Source organism: Flavobacterium sp. FlaQc-28, from assembly GCF_044007415.1.
Classification (GTDB): domain Bacteria; phylum Bacteroidota; class Bacteroidia; order Flavobacteriales; family Flavobacteriaceae; genus Flavobacterium.
This window is the reverse complement of sequence record NZ_JBIPCM010000001.1, coordinates 780,255-801,756: the sequence shown is the minus strand read 5'-3', so window position 1 is coordinate 801,756 and position 21,502 is coordinate 780,255. Positions and strand designations below refer to the sequence as shown.

General features: G+C 36.8%; 2 protein-coding genes. Both read right to left on the bottom strand.

Annotation, left to right across the window (positions count from 1 at the left end):
- Nucleotides 1-19: 19 nt before the first annotated feature.
- Nucleotides 20-17,623 carry a T9SS type B sorting domain-containing protein gene (locus tag ACHRVL_RS03465; RefSeq protein ID WP_395410336.1) on the bottom strand — a complete coding sequence of 5,868 codons (17,604 nt, stop codon included), beginning with the start codon at nucleotides 17,621-17,623 and terminating at the stop codon, nucleotides 20-22.
- A gap of 141 nt (nucleotides 17,624-17,764) precedes the next feature.
- Nucleotides 17,765-21,502 carry a PorP/SprF family type IX secretion system membrane protein gene (locus ACHRVL_RS03460; protein ID WP_395410334.1) on the bottom strand — a complete coding sequence of 1,246 codons (3,738 nt, stop codon included), beginning with the start codon at nucleotides 21,500-21,502 and terminating at the stop codon, nucleotides 17,765-17,767.

The following is a 21,502-nucleotide window of genomic DNA, read 5'->3' as shown; positions in this document are numbered from 1 at the left end:
ATAGGGGGCATTTATTTTGTTATCTGTATAAAGTGAAATGTCCAACAAACTCTCTTGCATCATTCTCGTCATTTAGTTTAAGAACATACCAGTAATCACCAGATGGTAATTCAGCACCGTTGTATCTACCATCCCATTTTTGACCATAGTGATATTTAGCAATTATACGACCGTATCTGTCAAATATTGAGAACTCCAGTTTGTCATAGATATTAGTACATCCAGGTCCCCAAGTGTCGTAAACGCCGTCTCCGTTTGGTGTAAAGTAATTGTCGAGACAAACATCAATATACTTAATGTAGTAATCTTGAGAAACTGTACAGCCATTTTTATCTCTTACGGTTATGGTGTAAGTACCTGTTTTGTAAATTTTGAACTCATTTTTAGTACTAAAGTTTACGCCATCGATACTGTATTCGTAATCACCTCCACCACCAGTTGCAGTTGCTTTAATGATGTTCCATACTCCTTTGTCTTCGGCTAATGTTAATGCTAAAGGCTCATATGATACAATCTCGAAACTTGCTGTTTGCTTTTCACATCCATTTATATGTCTTACTGTAATTGTGTGAGTCCCTGGAGAAACATTTGTGAAAACGTTACTTACCTGAACTGCACCACCATCAAGAGCGTAAATCACATCGGCAATATCATTGCTGTCATCAATTTTTACAACTACCATGTTTGCTTGTGCATTGTTGACACAGTGGTAAGATACCTCAGTAATTGGGTCAAGAGTTACTGGCAATGGCATATTAATTTCTACCAAAGCTGTACATCCGTTAGCATCTTTAATATACACTATATGTTTACCTCCGGTTAGACCAATGTACTCTTTGATATTTCCAGTTACCAAATTGAAAATTCCTTTTTCATTATCAAGACTTTCAGTATACGGAGCTGTTCCGCCTTTAATCTCAATTTTGAACTCTCCATCTTTATCACCAGCGCAAATCTCTGGAATCATAGAACCAGCTACTTCAGCCGCAATTAAAGGATTTGGTTGTTTAACCTCAACTTCTTCAACAATATAACAACCGTTTTGATCTTGTGCAATTACAGTGTATTTACCTGCTGCTAATTTTTCGAATGTATTCGTAAAATCAAACTGGTTCAAATCTGGTGAAATAGCATACTTAATTGTACCTGTACCGCCACTAGCTGTAACCACTATTTTACCGTTTTTCTCTCCAAAACAAGAAACTGGTGTTGGTGTAAATGTTGCTTGAATAGCGGTTGCAGGTTCTTTAATGTCAACTGTTTTTAACACAGCGTCACAATCAGCACTTACCACTTTTACAACATAAACTCCTGTAGCAAGGTTTTCAAATCTTCCGCTTGGCTGACCAGGCATGATTTCTACACCTGCAGTGTTTTCTAAACTATATACATAGTTTCCTAAACCACCTTTTGCTTCTGCAACGATAACTCCCGTTGCTTCGCCCATACATTTAATTACTGCATTGCTAATATCTAAATCTAAGGTTAACGGCTCTAAAGCATCAATTTTAATTTCATCAGAAATCGCAGCGATACAACCATTAGCATCTTTTACATAGTATTGGTATTTACCAACCGGTACTGAGAAAGTAACAGAAGATGTAAATGGTGTACTTGTTGCAAAACCTCTATCAGCACTGTAAGTATATGGTGGATTTCCTCCCACTGCACTTAATGTAAGTGTTGACTGCGTATCGCAAGTTTGCGATGATGCCAGCACTAAACTAGGTTTAATCTCTGTTGGCTCTGCGATAACTACATTCGCAGATGTTGCAGCACAATTATATCCGTCTGTAACTGTTATGCTATACGTTCCAGCAGGCAGCCCTGTGAAAATTGGGTCTCTCTGCGGACCAGATGAAATAACTGGTGTTACTGAAAGCATATTTAAAGTGTACATATAATTACTTCCTTGTCCTCCTGTTGGAAGATCTACAGTAATAATACCTGATCTATCTCCGAAACAAGACAATACAGATGCATTTGCTGCAGCAGTAACTACTATTGGGTCTGGAATTTTTAATACCTCGACTGCTGTATCAATACATCCTTTACCATCTCTCACATTTACAGTATAGTTACCCACACCTAAATTTGGAAACTCAGATTGACTAGAGTAATCTACTAATACTGCTCCGTTTAACAACAATTGGTATTCGTAATTATTATCCCATCCTCCTTCTGCAGAAGCATAGATAACACCATCTTTATTACCTGCAGCACAAGTAATCTCTGATTTTCTCAATGTTACTTTAAGAGCTGCGCTAGGCTGACCTATTGAGAAAATAGTTTCGACTGTACAGAAAGGTTTACCTTTTAACGTAGCCGTAACAGTATATTGACCTGCTTTTAATCCCGAAATACTAAGCGGACCAGCATCTGTTGATGTTCCTGAACTTGGAATTGGACCCGTAATGACATAATCAAAAATACCTGCCTCGTTACTTGGAACCAATTGACGATCTACAAAAGTTAAATCTACACTGCCATCTGAAGTACCATAACACACTTCTGAAACAATTGGTGTTGCTTTAATCTCAAATGTATTAGGATCATACACACGATGAACTGCTTGAATTGTACAACCAGTACTAGGGTTTACTACTGTAATAATATATTCGCCTATACCTAATCCTGTAAAAGTACCTGAATTATTTGCTGGATTACCCAGAACCACCGCTCCAGAAGAATAAGCAATAGAGTAGTTTAAAACTACTGGTACCCCAGGTGTTCCTCCTGTAGTTACCACTATAGCTGTTATATCTTCCTTATCTGGGCAAGTGATTGCTTTATCTACTCTTACCGATACTTCATCTAGACGAATGAACGGTTCAACATTAAAAATTCCAGTCGCTGAACCTACACAACCATTTCGGTCGTAAACATTTATTACAAATGCACCTCCTAAGTAATCTGTCAATGTATACACATTTCTAAGACCTTTATAAACTTGTGTTCCATCTTTAATAAACTCATAAGTATAAGCTCCTGTACCGCCTGTCACACCAGTAACGGTAATTGTAGCAAAATTGCTCGTGTTTCCTGTAAGACAAGCATAAGGAACTACAGTAACATTAAGAGCTGGAACTATAATTGGATCCGGTTTACCAACTGTAACCGTTTTTTCATCTGAACATCCTCTCTCAGAAACCACTTTAACCAAATAATCTCCTGCAGTTAATCCTGTAAAGTATGGACTTTCTTGAGGCGTTCCTCCGTCTATGCTGTACATATACTTCGGATTATCGTTTATTCCAGCACTTATTGGTTCTAAACTTGCCGTAATTGTTCCGTCACTTCCGCCATCACAAGATACCGGAGTTGTTTTTGCATCAAACTTTGTAATAGGAGTTGCTTTTTCTAACTCAAATTTAAGTTCGTCTGTACAATTTCCATCATTTACAATTATGATATGTGGGCCTGATGAAAGTTTATCAAACACCATAGGAGCTGTAACTGGAGCTGTCACCGCTACACCATCGATTGTATAAGTATAAGTACCTGTACCACCGGTTGTTGTAACACTAACGATTCCATCTCCTTCTTTACAACTTGGATATACTTGAGTAACAAGACCGCTTACATCTAATGGCTGCAAAATAGTCGCAATTGCCTTAAATTCAAATTCACAACCAAATTTATCTCTAACTATTAGATTGTATTCTTTAGCAACCTTCACCGTAAATGAAGTGCCAGGCTGGAATCCGTTTCCGATACTATATTCGAAAGGTTTCATACCTGTTCCTTCAGTAACAACAATCTCGTAATTACCATTACTATCAGCACAATGTGATGTAACAGTAGCTGTAAATCCAGCAGGTAAAGGATCTGTTGTGATATCTATCTTTAATGGTAAAGAAAGACAACCGTTATCATCTTTTGCATATACATACCAAGATGGTGTCAATGGGTCTAATATTGCAGTATTGCTGCGATCAAATGTACCTGGTGTCGCTGTAGGACTAAATGGAACAAATGAATAAGTATAATTTCCACTTCCTCCTTTTCCTAAAACGGTAACTTTTGCATCGGCACCACAATTTGCATTAATGTTACCTGTTACATCTACTTCAACAATACTTGGTTGTTTTACCGTTACAGCATGAACTGCAGGGCAAGTTGTAATGTCGTCAACAACACTAATTTCAAATTTACCGAAACCTAAGTTTGTTAAAGGAATAGTAGCTGCATTAGTCGAAGTTGGCCCATCAATAACAGTTCCGTCTTTTGTAATAGTGTAGGTGTAATTTCCAGCGAAATTAGAAACTTCAAAAGTTACTTTTCCGTCATTTGTGGTATTACAAGACATATCAGTTAAAACTGTATGCGCTGCCAAAATTTTGGTCACATCATGCACCGTCATCACTTCTTCAAACGAACATCTATTACTATCCGTAACTCTAAACTTATAATTACCAACAGCTAATCCTGTGAAAGTTGCCGAAACTGTGTTATCTAAAACTTTAATTGGCAAATATGCCGGCACAGGTGCTGCGCCATTGAATTCAATAATTTCAAAAGTTAATTCTCCTACACCATTTGTCGCCTTAACCGTTACATCGCTAACATCTTTTCCAGGTGCACATGTAATTGCTGTTGGCGTAAATGTTAGACCGTTTGGTTTGTTTAATGCGTTAACAACTACACTTTGAACGGCTGTTTCGCAATCATTTGCGTCTTTTACTGTATAAGTAACTGTTTGTGGTAAACCATCATTATTATCATAAACTGTAAATGTATCGGTTGTGTCATAACCACGACCATTAAAGTTATAATAGTATTTTCCTGGGGTTATTGGTGTACCATCGTGACCTGTTACCGTAATAATAGTCTCTACACTACAAGATGTATTTGGCGAAAGCGCATGATCAGCCCAAAGTTTTACCGGTTCAATAATCGTAACTGGTATAGATGCAGAAACACATCCTTTTTTATCTGTCACCACTACAGAATACGTACCTGCTTCTAACCCAGTATAAGTACCTGAAATGTCTCCTGTTGTATTTCCAGGCGCCCCTGTAAGCACAAACGTGTAAGGTGCTAACCCACCAGAAGGTGTGATAGTCAAACTGCCATTTGTATCGTCAGCACATTTTAAATCAATATGCTTTTCGATACCGCTTGGTGTTGCAGTTAGCGGATCATTTACTTTTACAGTATTTGTTGTTACAGAACAAGCTGGTGAATTGCTATCTGTAATTACAAAATAATAATCTCCAAAATTAGGAACTGATACTGTAAAATTACCTGTTGCACTCTGCGGTAAACCAGATGGCGCACTGTTAAAATACATTTGATACGTATAAGTACCCTTTCCTCCTGAAATCTTAACATCAATTGTTGCATCTACAGTACCTGTACAATATAAGTCTTTACTTACATCTGCAGTTGCAATTAATTGCTTCTCGACAATATAATCTACAAAAGCTTCACAGTTATTATCATCTTTTAAACCAATTTTGTAAGTTCCTTCAGTAGCAAATGTTGCTATAGAACCATTTATTGGTAATCCGTTTACTGTAAAATATTTTACTCCATTGTAAGTTGTAGAAATAGCTGGAATATTCAAATCTACCGTAAAACTGCTAACAAAACACTGCTGTACCGGCGCTATTAAAATTGGCGCTGCATCATGAGTGATTGATATGGTTTTCTTAGCAAAACATCCTTTGCTGTCTGCTACATAAACATCCCAATCTAAATTGGTTAAAGCTGTATTTACTTTTATTACAGCTGCGCCTACAAATGCTGTTAGAGCTGGCATTGTAGCATTTTTTACTACTACAGCATAAGTATAATTTCCATTTCCGCCTACCACATTTGCGATTGTTATGTCAGTTTCTGATCTGTCACAAAATACCTTAGTTCCTGCAGCATCAAATACAATTGGAGCCGGCATAGAAATTACAACATCTGCAGTTTTAGAACAATTTGTTTTTTTATCTGTTACTGTTACTGTATAAGTTCCTTCTCTAAGACCCGTTACTGTAATAATATCATTTGCAACTGTTGGAAGATCAAATGGTAATGCAAGCGGGGTGCTTGCTACTGCAATATCATAGTTACCAGATGTACTGAAATCAGATACTGTGAAAGTTGCTGTTCCGTTATTATTCGTTCCGTTTGCTGTATTACAACTTACATTTGTCGATGAGGTTTTAAAGACATTAATTTTCGTTAAATTCTCAACTTTGTATGGTCTTTCTATAGAACATCCTCTAGCATCTGTTATTCTGAACGTATAAGTACCTGCAGCTAAACCAGTAAATACAGGTGAAGCTAAATTGTCACGTGATATTGGAGAAATTATTTCATATTTATCAATTGCATAACCTCCAACTGCCGTTAGCGTAACGTCTGTTAATTCTGTTGGACAAGTTGGGTCAGATGGACTAAAATCAATACCCGTTAATTGCTTGAAAGGAGCAACAGTTACGGTACCATTTGCTTTACAACCATTAGCATCGATTACATAATAATCTACTGTATGAGAATTTCCATCATTTGGAATAATCACTTTATTAACATCGTAATACGTTGATCCTCCATCAAAATTGTATTGATATGGACTAGTAGCTGTAGTTGTTCCTCCAGTACCCTGAACTGTTACTGAAGCCTCATAAGGGTTATTACCTGACGTACATCCAAAATCTACAACAGTATGACCAACCTTTAAATCATCCGCTGGTTCATCAACCTGATAATCTTTAAACAGAGAACATAATCTCTTAGAAGTAACTGTAATTCTATAATTCTCTTTTGGAAGATTAGAAAATACATTGTCATTCTGTACAATTCCTACTGGTAATGGTAAACCTGATACTAATGAAATAGCATATGTATAGGCTGGATCATTGTTACCTGGTAACAAGTTTACTGTAATCGTTCCGTTCGCATCACCTTTACAAAGTGCATTGGTAACTACGGCATCAAAAGTAACAGCTGTTCCTTTTTCTAATTTAAATTCTGCAGTAGTAAAACAACCTGTATTGGTATTATCACTCAACGTTAAAGTATACGGAATATCTTCCTTAAGACCTTTAATTGTCTTATTAATAGCATCTATTATAATGCTCGGGCTAGCCGGGCTAATACTATAACCATAATTACCTGAACCACCTGTCGCAACAAATGATATCTCTCCGTTGCTAACACCACAGTCAGGAAGAGCAGTTGGAGTTGGCACAATTTTAAGAGGGGTATCTATATTAATAGTCTGCTCGTTTTCGCAATCATTTTTGTCTTTGATTGTAATTTTATGACTTCCTGAATGGAAACCTGATAATGTAGCAGGGAAAGTTCCTGTATAATCTACAAAAAGACCATTATCAATCTTGATAGCATATGGAGCTACTCCTGCAGTAGTTAAGTTAACCACTATTTGAAAATTGTCTTCAACAACACATTTGTTAGCTACTGATAAAGCAATTATCGGACTAGGGTCTTTAGCTATAATCTGACCAATCTCGAACGGACATCCTTGCGCATCTTTTACTACGATCTTCCAAAATGTAGCTGTGAAAGGGATCTCCAACACATTATCATCTCCGAACGAAACTGGAGCTGAGGCTACAGCAGGATCATAAAAACCATAAGTATACGGTCCTGTACCTCCACCTGCAATTACTGTTACAAATGCACCGTCATTGCAATTTGCAGGTACAACATTCTTAACTGTAGCTTTAAGTGCAGAAGCTGGTTGTTTAATTTGGAATGGGGTAGTTGTTGAACATTTAGTTCCACCAAATTCTTTTACATAAAGTATATAATTACCTGGTTCCAAACCTGTAATTGTTCCGGTATATGGAGCCGTAGTTGTAGTTAAATCTATAAATCCAGATTTAGGATTTGCAATTGGCGAATTGGTTAGATTATCTCTTACCTCATAATCAAGTCGAGTAGTTCCTATTCCTACATCTTTTACTTCAAAACTTAATTCACCATTAGCCGCATTAAAACAAGTTACATTTTTTGGAGTAACATCTGCAGTAATGTCTGAAATCTTAGGTGTTTTATAGTCATAATAAGAAGGACAACCATTTGCATCTACTACCATAAAAGTATATGTAGTGTTTTGTTCTAATTTGTCAAAAGTATATTCTCTGTCTGGTATAGAACCAGAACTAGTACCTATTCCGTAGATAGAATATATGAAATTTGGAACACCTGAAAGACCAGTTAGCTCTAATTTAACAGAAATCCCATCATCACAAGTTGCACCAACCGTTTGCGCACTAAAATCTAAATAAGGAGGCGGTGCAATTCTTATGGCAGCACTTTCAATCTTACATCCATTTACATCTACTACATTTACAAAATAGTCGCCAAAATCTAATCCAGGGAAATTATGTATCAAAAGTGCATCTGCTCTTGTACTAGCAATATGAGTCGCTTTTACTGTCATTGTATTATCATACAAATAGAATGTAAATGGCGCAGTACCACCAGAAGTTGTTTCAAGTTTTACATCCATACTTCCAGGTTGTGTACTATTACATGTAATTCCGTGCGCAAATGTGTATAACACAATTGGATCCGGAGCTACTACATTTGCAGTACCCGTAACCTCACAACCTTTGCTGTCTCGTACTATGTAAGGATAAGGTCCAGCTGCTAAGCCTCCGAAGAAAAATTTATCACCAAAAGGGTTACCATTAAAACTAAATGTAAATGGTCCCTCTCCTGCTGTCGCTTCAAGTCTTACTGATCCATCTTTGTCATAATTACAAGTTGGGTGAACAACTGCTGCACTTGCAGTTACTAACTCAGGATCTTTAACGTCAACTACAACTGTTTCTTTACTACAGTTATTTTTATCTGTAATTTCGAACTGATATGTACCCGCTGCTGTTACTGGGTAATCAAAAAACGTTCCCGTAAAGTCTGTTCCTGTAGCTGGGTAAGAACCACCATTTATTTTTACTTTATAACTGAAATCAGCTTTTCCTCCTGTTACAACTGTAACTCTGATATTTGCATCAGTAGTACCAGATGCCGGACATGTAAGTTCTTTAGTTAATTCTGCATCGACAACTAAGGCATCATAAACGGTAACTACTGTCGTTGCTGGACATCCGTTAGCATCTTTAACCGTAATTGTATATGTTCCTGCACCAACCGTAAATGTATCTGACGGACTTGGTGCAACACCTGTATTAATCGTATAAGTGTATGGTGCAACACCTCCTGTTGTAGAGGCTACAATTTTGAAGTTATTTCCTGAAACACCACATTGATTTGTAACTGATGCTGAAACAACTGGTGCGCTGTCTACTGCAATTGGTACATCTATTTTATAAGTACAGTCATTACCATCTTTTACCCAAACATCCCAATCTGGAGTCGCAGGGTTCAAATCAGCACTTGCGGCTGTTTTAAAGTCAGTATCTGCTGGAGTTACATTATTAGGTTTGAATGCATATTTATAATCTAGTGTTCCTCCTGTAGCATGAACAGTCACTTTTGAAGTTGCTTTTCCGCAATTTGCATTTACATTAGAATCTAAAATTAAATCTAAAGGGTCTGTTGGCTCGTTAATTGTAATTGATCTTGTAACTGTACATTTTGTAGTTTCATCTGTAAATTCTACATCATATATTCCTGCTCCAAGATTAGACAATGTAAATGTAGATAAGTTCTGATTTTCAATAGGTGCCGCTCCATTTACTGAGTAGCTATAAGTACTTACAAAATTTCCTACATCGTATCTAATGTTTCCTGATTTTTCTTTTGGAGTAGTTAAGCAATAAACATCATTCAGTTTAGTTGCCACTGCCGTAATTGAAACTAGTGGAGGAATATTCACAAAGAAATCATCATAACAGCCATTAGCCGATGTTGCTCTAAAAGTATAATTACCTGAATCTAGTCCATCGAAAATTCCAGTTATCGCACCTGTAGTATTGGTTTGTCCAGAAATAATTTCATATAAAGTTGCTGTAACACCATTATTAACTAAAGTAATTGTAGCTGTACTTTTTTGACTTGTGCTAGGTTGGCAGTAGATAGGTGTAACCTCAACTTTTTCAATTTCGATAGAAACAAGAGGATTTACAGTTAATGTTCCACCAACTTCACAACCATTTCCATCCTTCACAGAATACGTAATTGTTTGAACCTTTCCATTATCTGATACCTCTAAAGTATTACCAGTAGAACTATAAGAACCTCCGTTAAAACTATAAGAATAAGGCAAGGTTCCTCCAATTGCCGTTATAGTAACATCTTTAGGTTCTATAGTATTTGATGTGTTACAAGTAAAGGCATCAATCTTCGCGTCAGCTTTTAGTTCTGTCGGCTGTATGATAATCTCTTGCGCTGTACCTTCACATCCTAACGCATCTTTAACCACAATATCATAAGTTCCTTCAATTAAACCTGAAGGATTATTTGTTGTATATTCTGTAGCTGGTGTTCCAACTCTTTTTATAGAGTATGTAAATGGTGCTTTTCCTGAAGTTGGCGTAACTAAAATACTTCCAGTAGAACCATTGTAGCATTTTACATCTGTATGACCTGTATTAAGTGTTAAAACAGTTGATTTAAGTGTTACTGGAATATCTGCTGTATATGCATAACAAACTGGGTTTGCACTATCATTAACTCTAAATCTATAGGTCCCAGCTGCAGTAGCTGTATATGGACTTGTAACTGTTGTATAAGTAGTCCCTCCGTCAGTTGAAACGGCGTAAGTATGAGTACCTATTCCTCCAGTAGAAGATAAACTAATTTTTGTATCTGTAGTACAAGTAATATCTGGCACTACTGTTGGAGTAATTGTTAATTTCTCTGGAACGATATAATCGATAGAAGCAGGACAGCCAAAACCGTCTTTTACGTATAATTTATATATTCCTGGAGTCAAGTTAAAAGTATCCGATGGTCCATAAAAAATACCATCTTTACTAAAACTTGGTGTTCCTGAAAATCTTCCTGTAATCTTGACAACAACAGGTGTACCTGTATAACATTGTGCCGGAATTGGGTCAATTTCTGGTAAATCTTCTGTTAAAATATCAACTGTTTCCATTGCAAAACAATCCTTGGTATCTTTAACATAAACATCAATTTTTGTGCTTAAAGCATTCGTATCAACATCCAAACTAGAGCCATAACCTGTAGTTGGTCCTGTTGACGGACTTGCCGCATAAGCATAAGAATAGCCAGGGCTTCCGCCTCCTAAACCTGTTATAGTAAGTGTTGTAATTTTGTTATCACAACTAATTTTTGATCCAGCAACCGAGAAAACAATTTTTGTTGCTGCTACAATAGTAACCTCAGCAGTATTTGATGTACATCCTGTTGTCTTATCTTTTACTGATAACGTATATTTTCCTGCTGTTAATCCTGTAACCTTAACATCATCACCTGTTACAGTAACTGTAGCAGAAGGTGGTGTTAAAGTATAATCAAAATTACCTGTACTGCTTGCTCCAGCAACTGTAAAAGTTGCTGTACCATTACTGTCTCCAAAACAAACTTCATCTGTTTTTGAACCCGAAACCGAAATTGTCGCAGCTCCATCGATAACAGTTGAACCTACTGCGGTACAACCATTAGCATCTGTTACTTTGAATGAATAATTTCCTGGCAATAATCCTGTAAATACTCCATCGGTATTAGGGGTTCCTGTTACAGGACCAGCTGTAATTTCGTATGTATATGGTGCAACACCATTAACTGTTGTTACAGTAATACTAGTTGTTGTAATATTACATGTTACTGCGTCAGGCGTTGAAAAACTAAGTGCCGTTGGCGGGTTAAACGCTGGTATCTTAATAGTTTTAGTATCAATACATCCTTTAGAATCTTTTACAGAATAAGTGATATCCTGTTCCACTTTTTTATTTGTAACTAATAAAGTATTTTCTGTAGAATAATTTATACTTCCGTCAAAATTGTAGGTATAAAGTCCAGAACCTCCGTTACCTGTTATGGTAACCAAAGTTGTTGTACTACACGTTGTATTAGGATCAAAAGCAGCTGAAGCAACTACTTTTGTTGGATTATTTAAAGTAATTGTATAAACTGGTGAAAGACAACCTTTACTGTCTTTTACCTGATAAGTATAATCTTTAGTCTGAGCTGTCGCTGTGAAAGCATCTAAGCCTTTAATCGTTGCATCTGAACCAAAAGTTGTACTTCCGTTAAAACTATAAGTATATGGAGCGCCCGAACCACCAGCTGCGAAAACCGTAAATTGACCATTTGCATCATTATTACAACTAGGGTCTTCGCTACTTGCTGTTGCCGTTGGTGTTAATTTAGCATTTACAGTAGTTGCAGTAGTAACTACAGAACAACCATTAGAATCAGTCACTTTAAAAATATAACTGCCTGCTTTATCCGCTTTATGAACATTACCTGTCATTGGAACAAAGGTAGTACCGCCATCTGTAGATACTGCATACGTGTATGGAGCAACTCCCTCATAAGCAGTAACTGTAATTTCGGCATCAGGATTTGCTGTACAATCTAACAATTTTGTCACCTCTGCATCTGCTTTTAATTCCTTACCTATTACAATTCCAGTAATGGCATCTGCCACACATCCGTTTGCATCTGTTACCACAATAGTATGTGTACCAGATCCAACATTAGTAAATTTATTCTCAGTTTGACTATCCTGACCATCCAAACTATAATTGTATGGAGCCTTACCTCCCGTTGCTGTAACAATTAAAGTTGAACCGTTTACAGCATCATAACATAGGTCAGATAATGGATCTAGAGATGCTGATGGTTTACCAGGAAGAACCACAGAAACAGGATCTGAAGCTGGTGACGAACAATCACTAGCGTCTTGTATATACACTATATAATCTCCCTCTGGAACATTTGTAAATGTATCTAATGCTTGAAAAGCAGTTACAAGAGTTCCGTCGCTTTTTCTAAGCTCGTATTTATAATTTGGCGTGCCGCCTTCAGCCTTAGCAAATATAGAAGCCCCCAAAATACAAGTTGGCTGAACTGTTATGCTGGCAACTACAGTAAGAGCCAAAGGAGCTCCAATTGTTTTGTCAAAAGAGCTAGAACATAAACCAGCATCATCATTTTTAACAATAATTTTATAATTTCCTGCGGCTAAAGACGAAATAATAAGTGGAGAACTTGTACCTGTACTCCAATTTGCTCCACCGTCTATAGAATATTTAAAACCATTTACAGTATCAAAATTTTCTACAGTAATTGTAATCTTTCCATCATTTTTGTCGCTGCAACTAGCATCGTCAATAATTGGTTCTGAAACTTTAAATGCTTTATCACTGTCAACAATAACTGTATAATCTTTTTCAGCTCCGCAAGTTTCTGGAATTTGACGTACCCAGATATCGTCTATTGCTAAATCGTTCCCTTGAATTACTTGACTATGGGATAAAATAACAAAGTCTAATGACGTATTGTCCCCTGGATTTAATTTTAATACTTGACCATTTCCTAAATCAGTACTATTGTGCCATTGCTCATCTCTAGTAATTTCAGGAGTATCTTTAAAAGCTCCTGGTATTGGCACTCCATTTTTTTGAAGTTGAATCGTTAATTTAGGTGAAGGTAAATTGTTTGTTTTACTCAATAAATTAACCATATAAAGTGAAACCTCTATATCTTGATTTGGTATTACATCATTAATAGTTTTTTTGTATAAAACTCCTCCAGGAGGTACGACACCGCCCACATTAACTGCTAAAAATCTACCATCTGTAATTTTTGGTGTACTATTAATAACCGCAGTATTGTCTTTTGGCAGCCACCATCTAAAATCAGGTGCATGTGCAGGAAGTAATCCTTGAGTTACTACATATTCGCCATCATTTAAAAGTATTGGTCCCCAAGGATTTCCAACATTACAGTCTATTACATCATCTTGTCGTTCCCAACAATAATTGGGGTGGATTCCTGCAATTTTAACGTCTGGTCCTCTTCCAAAATCTTCTCTTAATAAATTACTGTAAGTAGGCACTTTAGTTACTTTATACTTAACTGTAATCGTGTGAGTTCCTGCTGGAACGTTAGTAAACACATTATTTGTAATAGGTGTATTCGCTGTTCCATTTATATAATACTCATACGTATAACTCGTATCTGAAGGATTTGTAACTGTAACTGTTGTAGATGCTTTACCATCACAAGTAAATACAGGATCGGCAACATCAATTGTTGGATCATCAGGTTTAGGTTCTAAAATAATTTGATATGGAATCTCAAAAATACAGCCTAAAGCATCTTTAACTTGTAGAATAAAACTACCTGGCAGAACATCTTTTTCATTACTTGTCTGCCAATTTGCACCTCCGTCAAAACTATATTCATAATCTGGTGTTCCGCCTTCTACATTATTGATTCGCAATTTACCTCCTTGTTTTATGCCATCAACATCTGGTAATGTACAACCTGCTAAAGCCGCAACACCTGCTGATGCTGATATTGCAGAAGCTGGTCCAGTAATCGTAATTTCTTGCGAAGGATCAAAGCAATCTTTTGTTGCAGTATTTGGCCAAACTGGTATAGGATATGTCATACTATACTTAACCTTAACCTTATAAACACCTGGCTGTAAATTAGAAAATACAGGATTAGACTGATAACTTGCTCCATCATTAATACTATAGCCCATAGTATATCCATTCGAAGTTCCAATTAATTTTACTTCAATTTTCGAACTTCCATCGTAACAATTACTATTAGTATGTTCGATCTCATAAGTAGGTTTTGGATTGTCTGGAACTGTGATCGTTCTCGTTATTGTACAGTTGTTTTTATCTACAATTTTAATCGTATAAAGACCTGACTTAGTTACAACAAACTCATTTTCAGTTTGAAAATCAGTTTCGCTGTTTATAAAATAATTATATGGTGAGTTACCTCCTTCTGGTGTAATTTTAACTTTTCCATCGCTGCAAGCTGTTAATGGTTCTATTAAAGCTACTTCTGCTTTGAACTCATTCCAAACTTGATCTATATGGATTTTCTTAGTGTCCGTACAACCATCACTTGTAAGAATCTCTAAAATATAGTCCTGATTAGTCGCTAATTTATCAAATTCGTACTCTGCTGCATCAATTGGTCCTACATTGTATAATACTGATCCGTTACTAGACAGTTTATAATAATATTGAGGATTAGCATCATTTACGGCTACTCTAATATTACCTTTCTCTCCATAACATAAAGGTTGTGTTACTTCGGCCTTTACATTAAAATCTCTCTCTCTAATTTGAATATTAGGAACAGTAAAAATACAAGGGTTTTGTGTTACACCTGTTTGTTTAATATAAATAGTATATAGCCCCGCAGTGGTAACATCAAAACTATTACTCGTATTATAATTTATACCATCAATACTATAAACGTATCCTGCTGGCACATCTCCAATTGTAATATTACCTGGTTTACCACAGATAATATCTTTATGCTTTTCGGTAGGATTTAAATCATTGGTAAAAACATTAAAATAAAAACGATTAAAACATCCATCTTTATAGTTTAATGTTAGTCTATACTGTCCTGCTATTTTAGCATCATAATCTGGGCCTTCTGCAACTTTACTCCAATTACAAGCATCCCCTTCGTTAGCACAATTTGCACTACTTGGAGGTGCGCAGCTTGCTAGGTCTAATTTTTCCCAAACGATAGTAGAACCATCTGAAATATTTGTTTTAATAGGTCGCGAATCATTAGCGCCACATAAGAAAAGATTAGGAAGTTCTTTACCGTCATTTGGACAAATCAAAACTTCTCCTTTATAAGGAGCTTTCGCATAAGGAATTACCGGATTGGTATTATTACTTCCAAATCTTGTAACTGTAAAAGCTTGATAAATTGATCTACATGGCGCTGCTGCAAGGTTATAAACATAATATGTTCCTGGCTGCTTCACATTTAAAATCTGTCCAGTACCTATTTGTTTTGTACGAGCTTCATCACTATACCAGGTATATGAAGTATAACCATTAGCCGCTACTAAGTCTACATCGTCTTTACATAAAATAATACTTTCAGTATACTTACATCCATCAACACCAATTAAAAAGTTAGTTGCTTTTGGAGTTAATAAACACCCTGTATTTGTATTAACACTAGGATCATCAGAAATTACAAAATCTGTATTTAAAGTTCCTCTATAAGTTGCATAAGCAGAGTTATCAATACTATTAGAACATGCTTCGCTCAAAGATTTACAATCTGGAACAACTTGAACTTTAAAACTTATCGTTTTTTCGAGCAATGTGTTCGCTTTTACTACAGAATCATCCACTTTAAAAACAATACTCCTAGTAGCTGCATCATATGATTGTACGGTTACTCCGGCAGGCAGCGGGTTTAAATCAGCATCGTGATTATAGATAATATTAATAGGCAGCTGATCTCTAATTGTCAGCCCCTTTGCATCATCATTTCCTGTATTTCTAAAACCAATTTCATAATTTAACTGCTGGCCTAATACTACATTCTGACCACCTATATTAGCACCTGCTGAGTTTTTTACAATTTTGGTAAGTACAATATTGGGTTCAATAATGTCTACTGCAAAGGCATTAAAATAGTAAAAATAAACATCTTGTGTACTTCCTAATCTAATACTGGCCGAAGTTGCATTATTATCTATAACTATACCTCCTGGATGTTCTTTTGTTGCAGGGTTATTAATGTTTAAAATTCCGGCATCATACCCCAGCGTATTTTTACTGTCAGGCCTCCTACTAAAAAAGTTTTCTGTTTTGTCGGTAGCTGGATCAACATAAGTTACACTACTATTAAAAAAATTGTCTTTTGCTCTAATTGTATTATTGGAAGCATTTGTTGCACTAATAGTTGTTCCATTAATTTGCAAATAATCTCCATCAATCGGTTGATCACCTTCTAGTGCGGCAAAAGCAAATTTTACACGCACTGGGCCTGTAGGAATGGTTTTAAAACCAGAAACGGGAATATCTAAAGTCGTTTTCCCTCCAATTCCGCTGAAGCCATCAAATGATGTAATAAACTTTGCCGGCAGTGTAGGGTCTTCATAAACAATAAAAATGGACCATCCTGCAGATAAACCTGTACCGCCATTAGAGCCTTGACTCGACAAAACATTTGCCACGGTATATTCTCCTTGTGCATCAGCTTGTCCAGCTACTAGGTCGGTAATATCAGCGTAACAGGCATATGCTTTGTTATTATCACTTCCAATTGGTGCGGCTGCGGCATCATAAACAATTTCACCTTTGATTTTATTATAACCTCCTTTCGGAAGCTTAAGCATTACATCTTCAATACCTGTTCTACTGTCTCTCTGTAAAATGGCTCCCCAGTATAAACCAGCATGAACTATTTTGTAACAGGCAGGTTTAGGTATCTTTAAGGTTGCACTGCTAGAACTGAATGTATTAGGATCACCATCGATATCAATATATCTCATATCAAAATCAGAGTTGTACCCTCCTCTATCATAAGCATCCTCTGGGTCTCTCTCATCTGTATCCCGATTTAAAATATTATTGCCTATCAGCAACATATCTCCTTTTAATCGTCTGTCAAATCTTGGGCTAAATCCCTTAAGATTTTGAGAAATTACAATGCAGCTTTGAAGAAAGATCAAAGCCAATAAAATCAATCTTAGGTTAGTAGGTTTTTTCATAATTATTCTGTTGTTTCACTTGCATTCTATTTTTAGAGGGGCGTCTAAAAACAAAACAATTGGTACTCTAAAACATTTAATTTATACTGTTTTACTCTTAAAATCTAAGAGTAAAACAATGCTATTTATTCTTTATTCTTATTAATTCTCCACTTTTACGATAGCCATTTTCCCGTTGTATGGTTTAGATCCTTTAGCTTCTAATGCTTTAGTTGCTTCCGGTAATCCATCGAACTTATCGTAATAGATGTAATATTTACTTGTTGTAACATTGTAAAAGAAATTAACATCTGTGCGTCCAGCCGCTACGGCTTTTCTTAAGAATTCATCTCTCTTTTCAACACTGTTATGAACCGCAATAATTAAATAATAACCATTATCAGAATTTTTAATATTCTTAATAATCTGCATATTCGACTGGTCTTCTCCAAAATCAAAATCACTTGCCTTCAATGGTGTGCTGCTTAATTTTGTGGTCTCTTTTATACGTTTAAGAGCGGCAACGTCCTGTGCATATCTTCCTTGATCGTTTTCATATGCTGCACGTTTAATTCTACGTTTTTTCTCAATCTCCGTTTCGGTCTTAATACGCTCTAAATTCGAAAGCAGAACCGCACTGTCTTGCTCCATTTTTAACTGTGCTGCTTTTAACTCATTTATCTTATCTAAATAAGCTTTATTCAAAGCATCATTTTTATTTGGAACTTTTTTAAGTCTTTCGTTATACAAATTAGTCAGTTTTGCAATCTCTTCTTTTTGCATTCTGCTCGCATCTGCAAGTTGTCCTTTTAAGGCCTCTAACTGACTATTTTCTGCGGCAACACTTTTAAATGGTTTTGGCTCTTTATAAATACCTTTTTCACTTAAATCATTCAAATCCCTTTGTTTATTAGCTACTGTTGTATTAAACTGAGATAATAAATCTTTCTGTACTTTACTTGAATTTTCTAACGACTGTGTTAAGTTTTCAATAGCTTTAGCAGTATCGTCTTTTGGAGTTGCTGCTGCTTTTGCCGCAGCTTCAGCAGCTAATCTTGCCTGAAGCGCTTCTGCATCAGCTTTCGCTTTAGCGTCTGCCAGTAATTTTGCCTCACGTGCTTCTTCTGCTAATCTTAACTGTCTCGTTTCTTCCTCCGCTTTCATTTTTTCAGTCGCTTCTGCATCAGCTTTAGCTTTGGCATCTGCTAATAATTTAGCCTGAGCCGCCTCCATATCTGCTTTTGCTTTTGCATCCGCAGCAAGTTTTGCTTGGCGAGCTTCTGCATCAGCTTTTGCTTTTTCTTCCGCTGCTTGTTTTACTCTAAGAGCTTCGGCATCTGCTTTCGCTTTAGCGTCTGCGGCTAATTTTGCTTGAAGTGCTTCTGCATCAGCCTTAGCTTTTGCATCGGCTGCAAGTTTCGCCTGTAATGCCTCTGCATCCGCTTTAGCTTTCGCATCTGCTGCAAGTTTAGCTTGAAGTGCATCTGCTTTTGCTTTTTCTTCAGCCGCTTGTTTTGCTTTAAGAGCTTCCGCATCGGCTTTCGCTTTTGCTTCTGCAGCTAATTTAGCCAAGCGAGCTTCTTCAGCTTGTTGTAATTGTTTAGCTTCAGCGTCTGCCTTTGCTTTCGCGGTTGCTTCTGCATCAGCTTTAACTCTTGCATCTGCAATTAGTTTCGCTTGTAATGCCGCCATATCGGCTTTTGCTTTAGCTTCTGCTGCCAATCTCGCTTGTTCCGCTTCTGCATCAGCTTTCACTTTAGCTTCAGCTGCCAGTTTCGCTTGTAATGCTTCTGCATCGGCTTTTGCTTTAGCCTCAGCAGCCAGCTTAGCTTGGGCATCGGCTTTTGCTTTGGCATCGGCTACTAATTTTGCTTGAAGTGCTTCAGCATCGGCTTTCGCTTTTGCTTCTGCGGCAAGTTTTGCTTGTGCTTCAGCATCTGCTTTAGCTTTGGCATCTGCAGCCAATTTAATTTTTAAAGCTTCTGCATCCGCTTTCGCTTTTGCTTCTGCTGCTATTAATGCTTGTCTTGCTTCAGCATCGGCTTTTGCTTTTGCATCGGCAGCTAATTTTTCTTTTAAGGCCGCATCTGCAGCTGCTTTTGCTTTTGCATCTGACGCAAGTTTTGCCTTATTTGCAGCATCAATTGAAGCTTTAGTTTTGGCTTCGGCAGCAGCTTTTGCTTTTGCTTCGGCTGCTAACTTAGCTTGCAATGCATCAGAATCTGCTTTTGCTTTTGCATCCGCAGCTAGTATCGATTGTAAATCTGCTTCTTCGGCTTTGGCCTTAGCTTCTGCTTTTCGTTTTGCTTCTGCAGCATCCGCCTTAGCTTTATTGTCTGCAGCTAATTTTATTCTTAATGCTTCGGCATCTGTTTTCGCTTTAGCATCCGCCGCAAGTTTAACTTTAAGAGCCTCAGCGTCTGCTTTTGCTTTATCAGCAGCTAATTGCGCTTGTGTTTTTTGTGGAGCTGCGTTAGCAGCTGCTGGTTTATTTGCAATTGCTTGTGCTCTCGCTGCCGCAGCTGCATCAACTCTTGCTTTATTATCTGCGGCTAGTTTAATTCTGCGCGCTTCAGCATCGGCTCTGGCTTTATCAGCGGCCAATTGTGTTTGTGTTTTTTGTGTTGTGGCAACTGCTCTATTTGCTGTTGCAGTTTGTGCTCTTGCACTGGCAGCGGCATCAGCTTTAGCCTTAGCATCGGCTGCTAATTTTATCTTAATAGCTTCAGCATCTGCTTTCGCTTTATTATCTGCTTCTAATTTTGCTTTTGCAGCAGCTTCGGCATCAGCCTTCACTTTTTCTGCAGCAGCAAGTCTTGCTTGTTTTGCTTCTGCATCAGCAACAGCTTTAGCTTCAGCTGCTAATCTAGCTGTTTCGGCACCACTCACTCTCGTAACTGGAGCACTTGTAGTTTTCTTTGCCATTACTGGTTTTGGTTTTGCAGGATCTATTAATGATCCTTCTTCATCTTCACCGTAATAGTAATTTTTACTTTTGAATTTATATGCAATTGCAAACTCATGAGAACCTCCCATATTGGTGAAATTTCCCATTCCTCTTTCATAGTTATACTCGATAGAAATGCTAGGCGAAATATTAACACCTAAACCAGCCGAAATTCCGTATAAAGTATTATATCCTGCCTGTGCCCAAACTCCTTGCGGAATAGCAAGCATGGCAAGTCCTGAAATAACTGTTTTATCTTTTTTAATCTCTGTTTTTACAAGTCCAGAAAATTTACTTCTGTCAAAAAAACCAAAACTATCCAAATAACCCGTGTACATTCCGTGCAGTTGTATCGCTCTTTCTGGATCATCCTTTACCATTCCTGAACCAAAATTGTAAAGCACTAAGTTGTTTATCGATAATCCGAAATCTAGAAAAGCGGTTCCATAATTAATACCTGGATTAACCGTTAATAAAGTATTTGAAGGATACTCTCCGTTTAAAACTTCAATATCATCCGTAATGATTTTACCTCTGTCTAATCCGCTTTTATAAACTCCTACATTCAAACCAAATGTTAAATTGCTGTCTTCTTGTAAAACGATGTTGTGAGCGAAATTTCCAACTCCGCCAAAAACAGTCATTAAGCCATAATTTTGTTGAAATAAACCAAAAGCAAATGCTTCGTTTTCTCTAAAACGACCTGAATAACTCGCCAAATAAGTTTGCGGCGCATTATCAAATTGTACCCATTGTCTTTTATTATAAAAACTTGCATAAGCACTTGTTTCTCGAACAAAACTAAACGCAGGGTTAATTAAGTATCTGTTGAACTTTAAAGAATTTCTTATAGGCATTGAAAACGAAACAACTCCATTCTCATTTTGATCCTGAGAATAGAGTGCATTTGAAAAACCGTAAAATAAACTTATGAATAGTAAAATTTTCTTCAT

What these genes read in the sequence shown, in the direction of transcription:
- ACHRVL_RS03465 (WP_395410336.1), bottom strand. Translation starts at nt 17,623, where the DNA reads ATGAAAAAACCTACTAACCTAAGATTGATTTTATTGGCTTTGATCTTT.
- ACHRVL_RS03460 (WP_395410334.1), bottom strand. Translation starts at nt 21,502, where the DNA reads ATGAAGAAAATTTTACTATTCATAAGTTTATTTTACGGTTTTTCAAAT.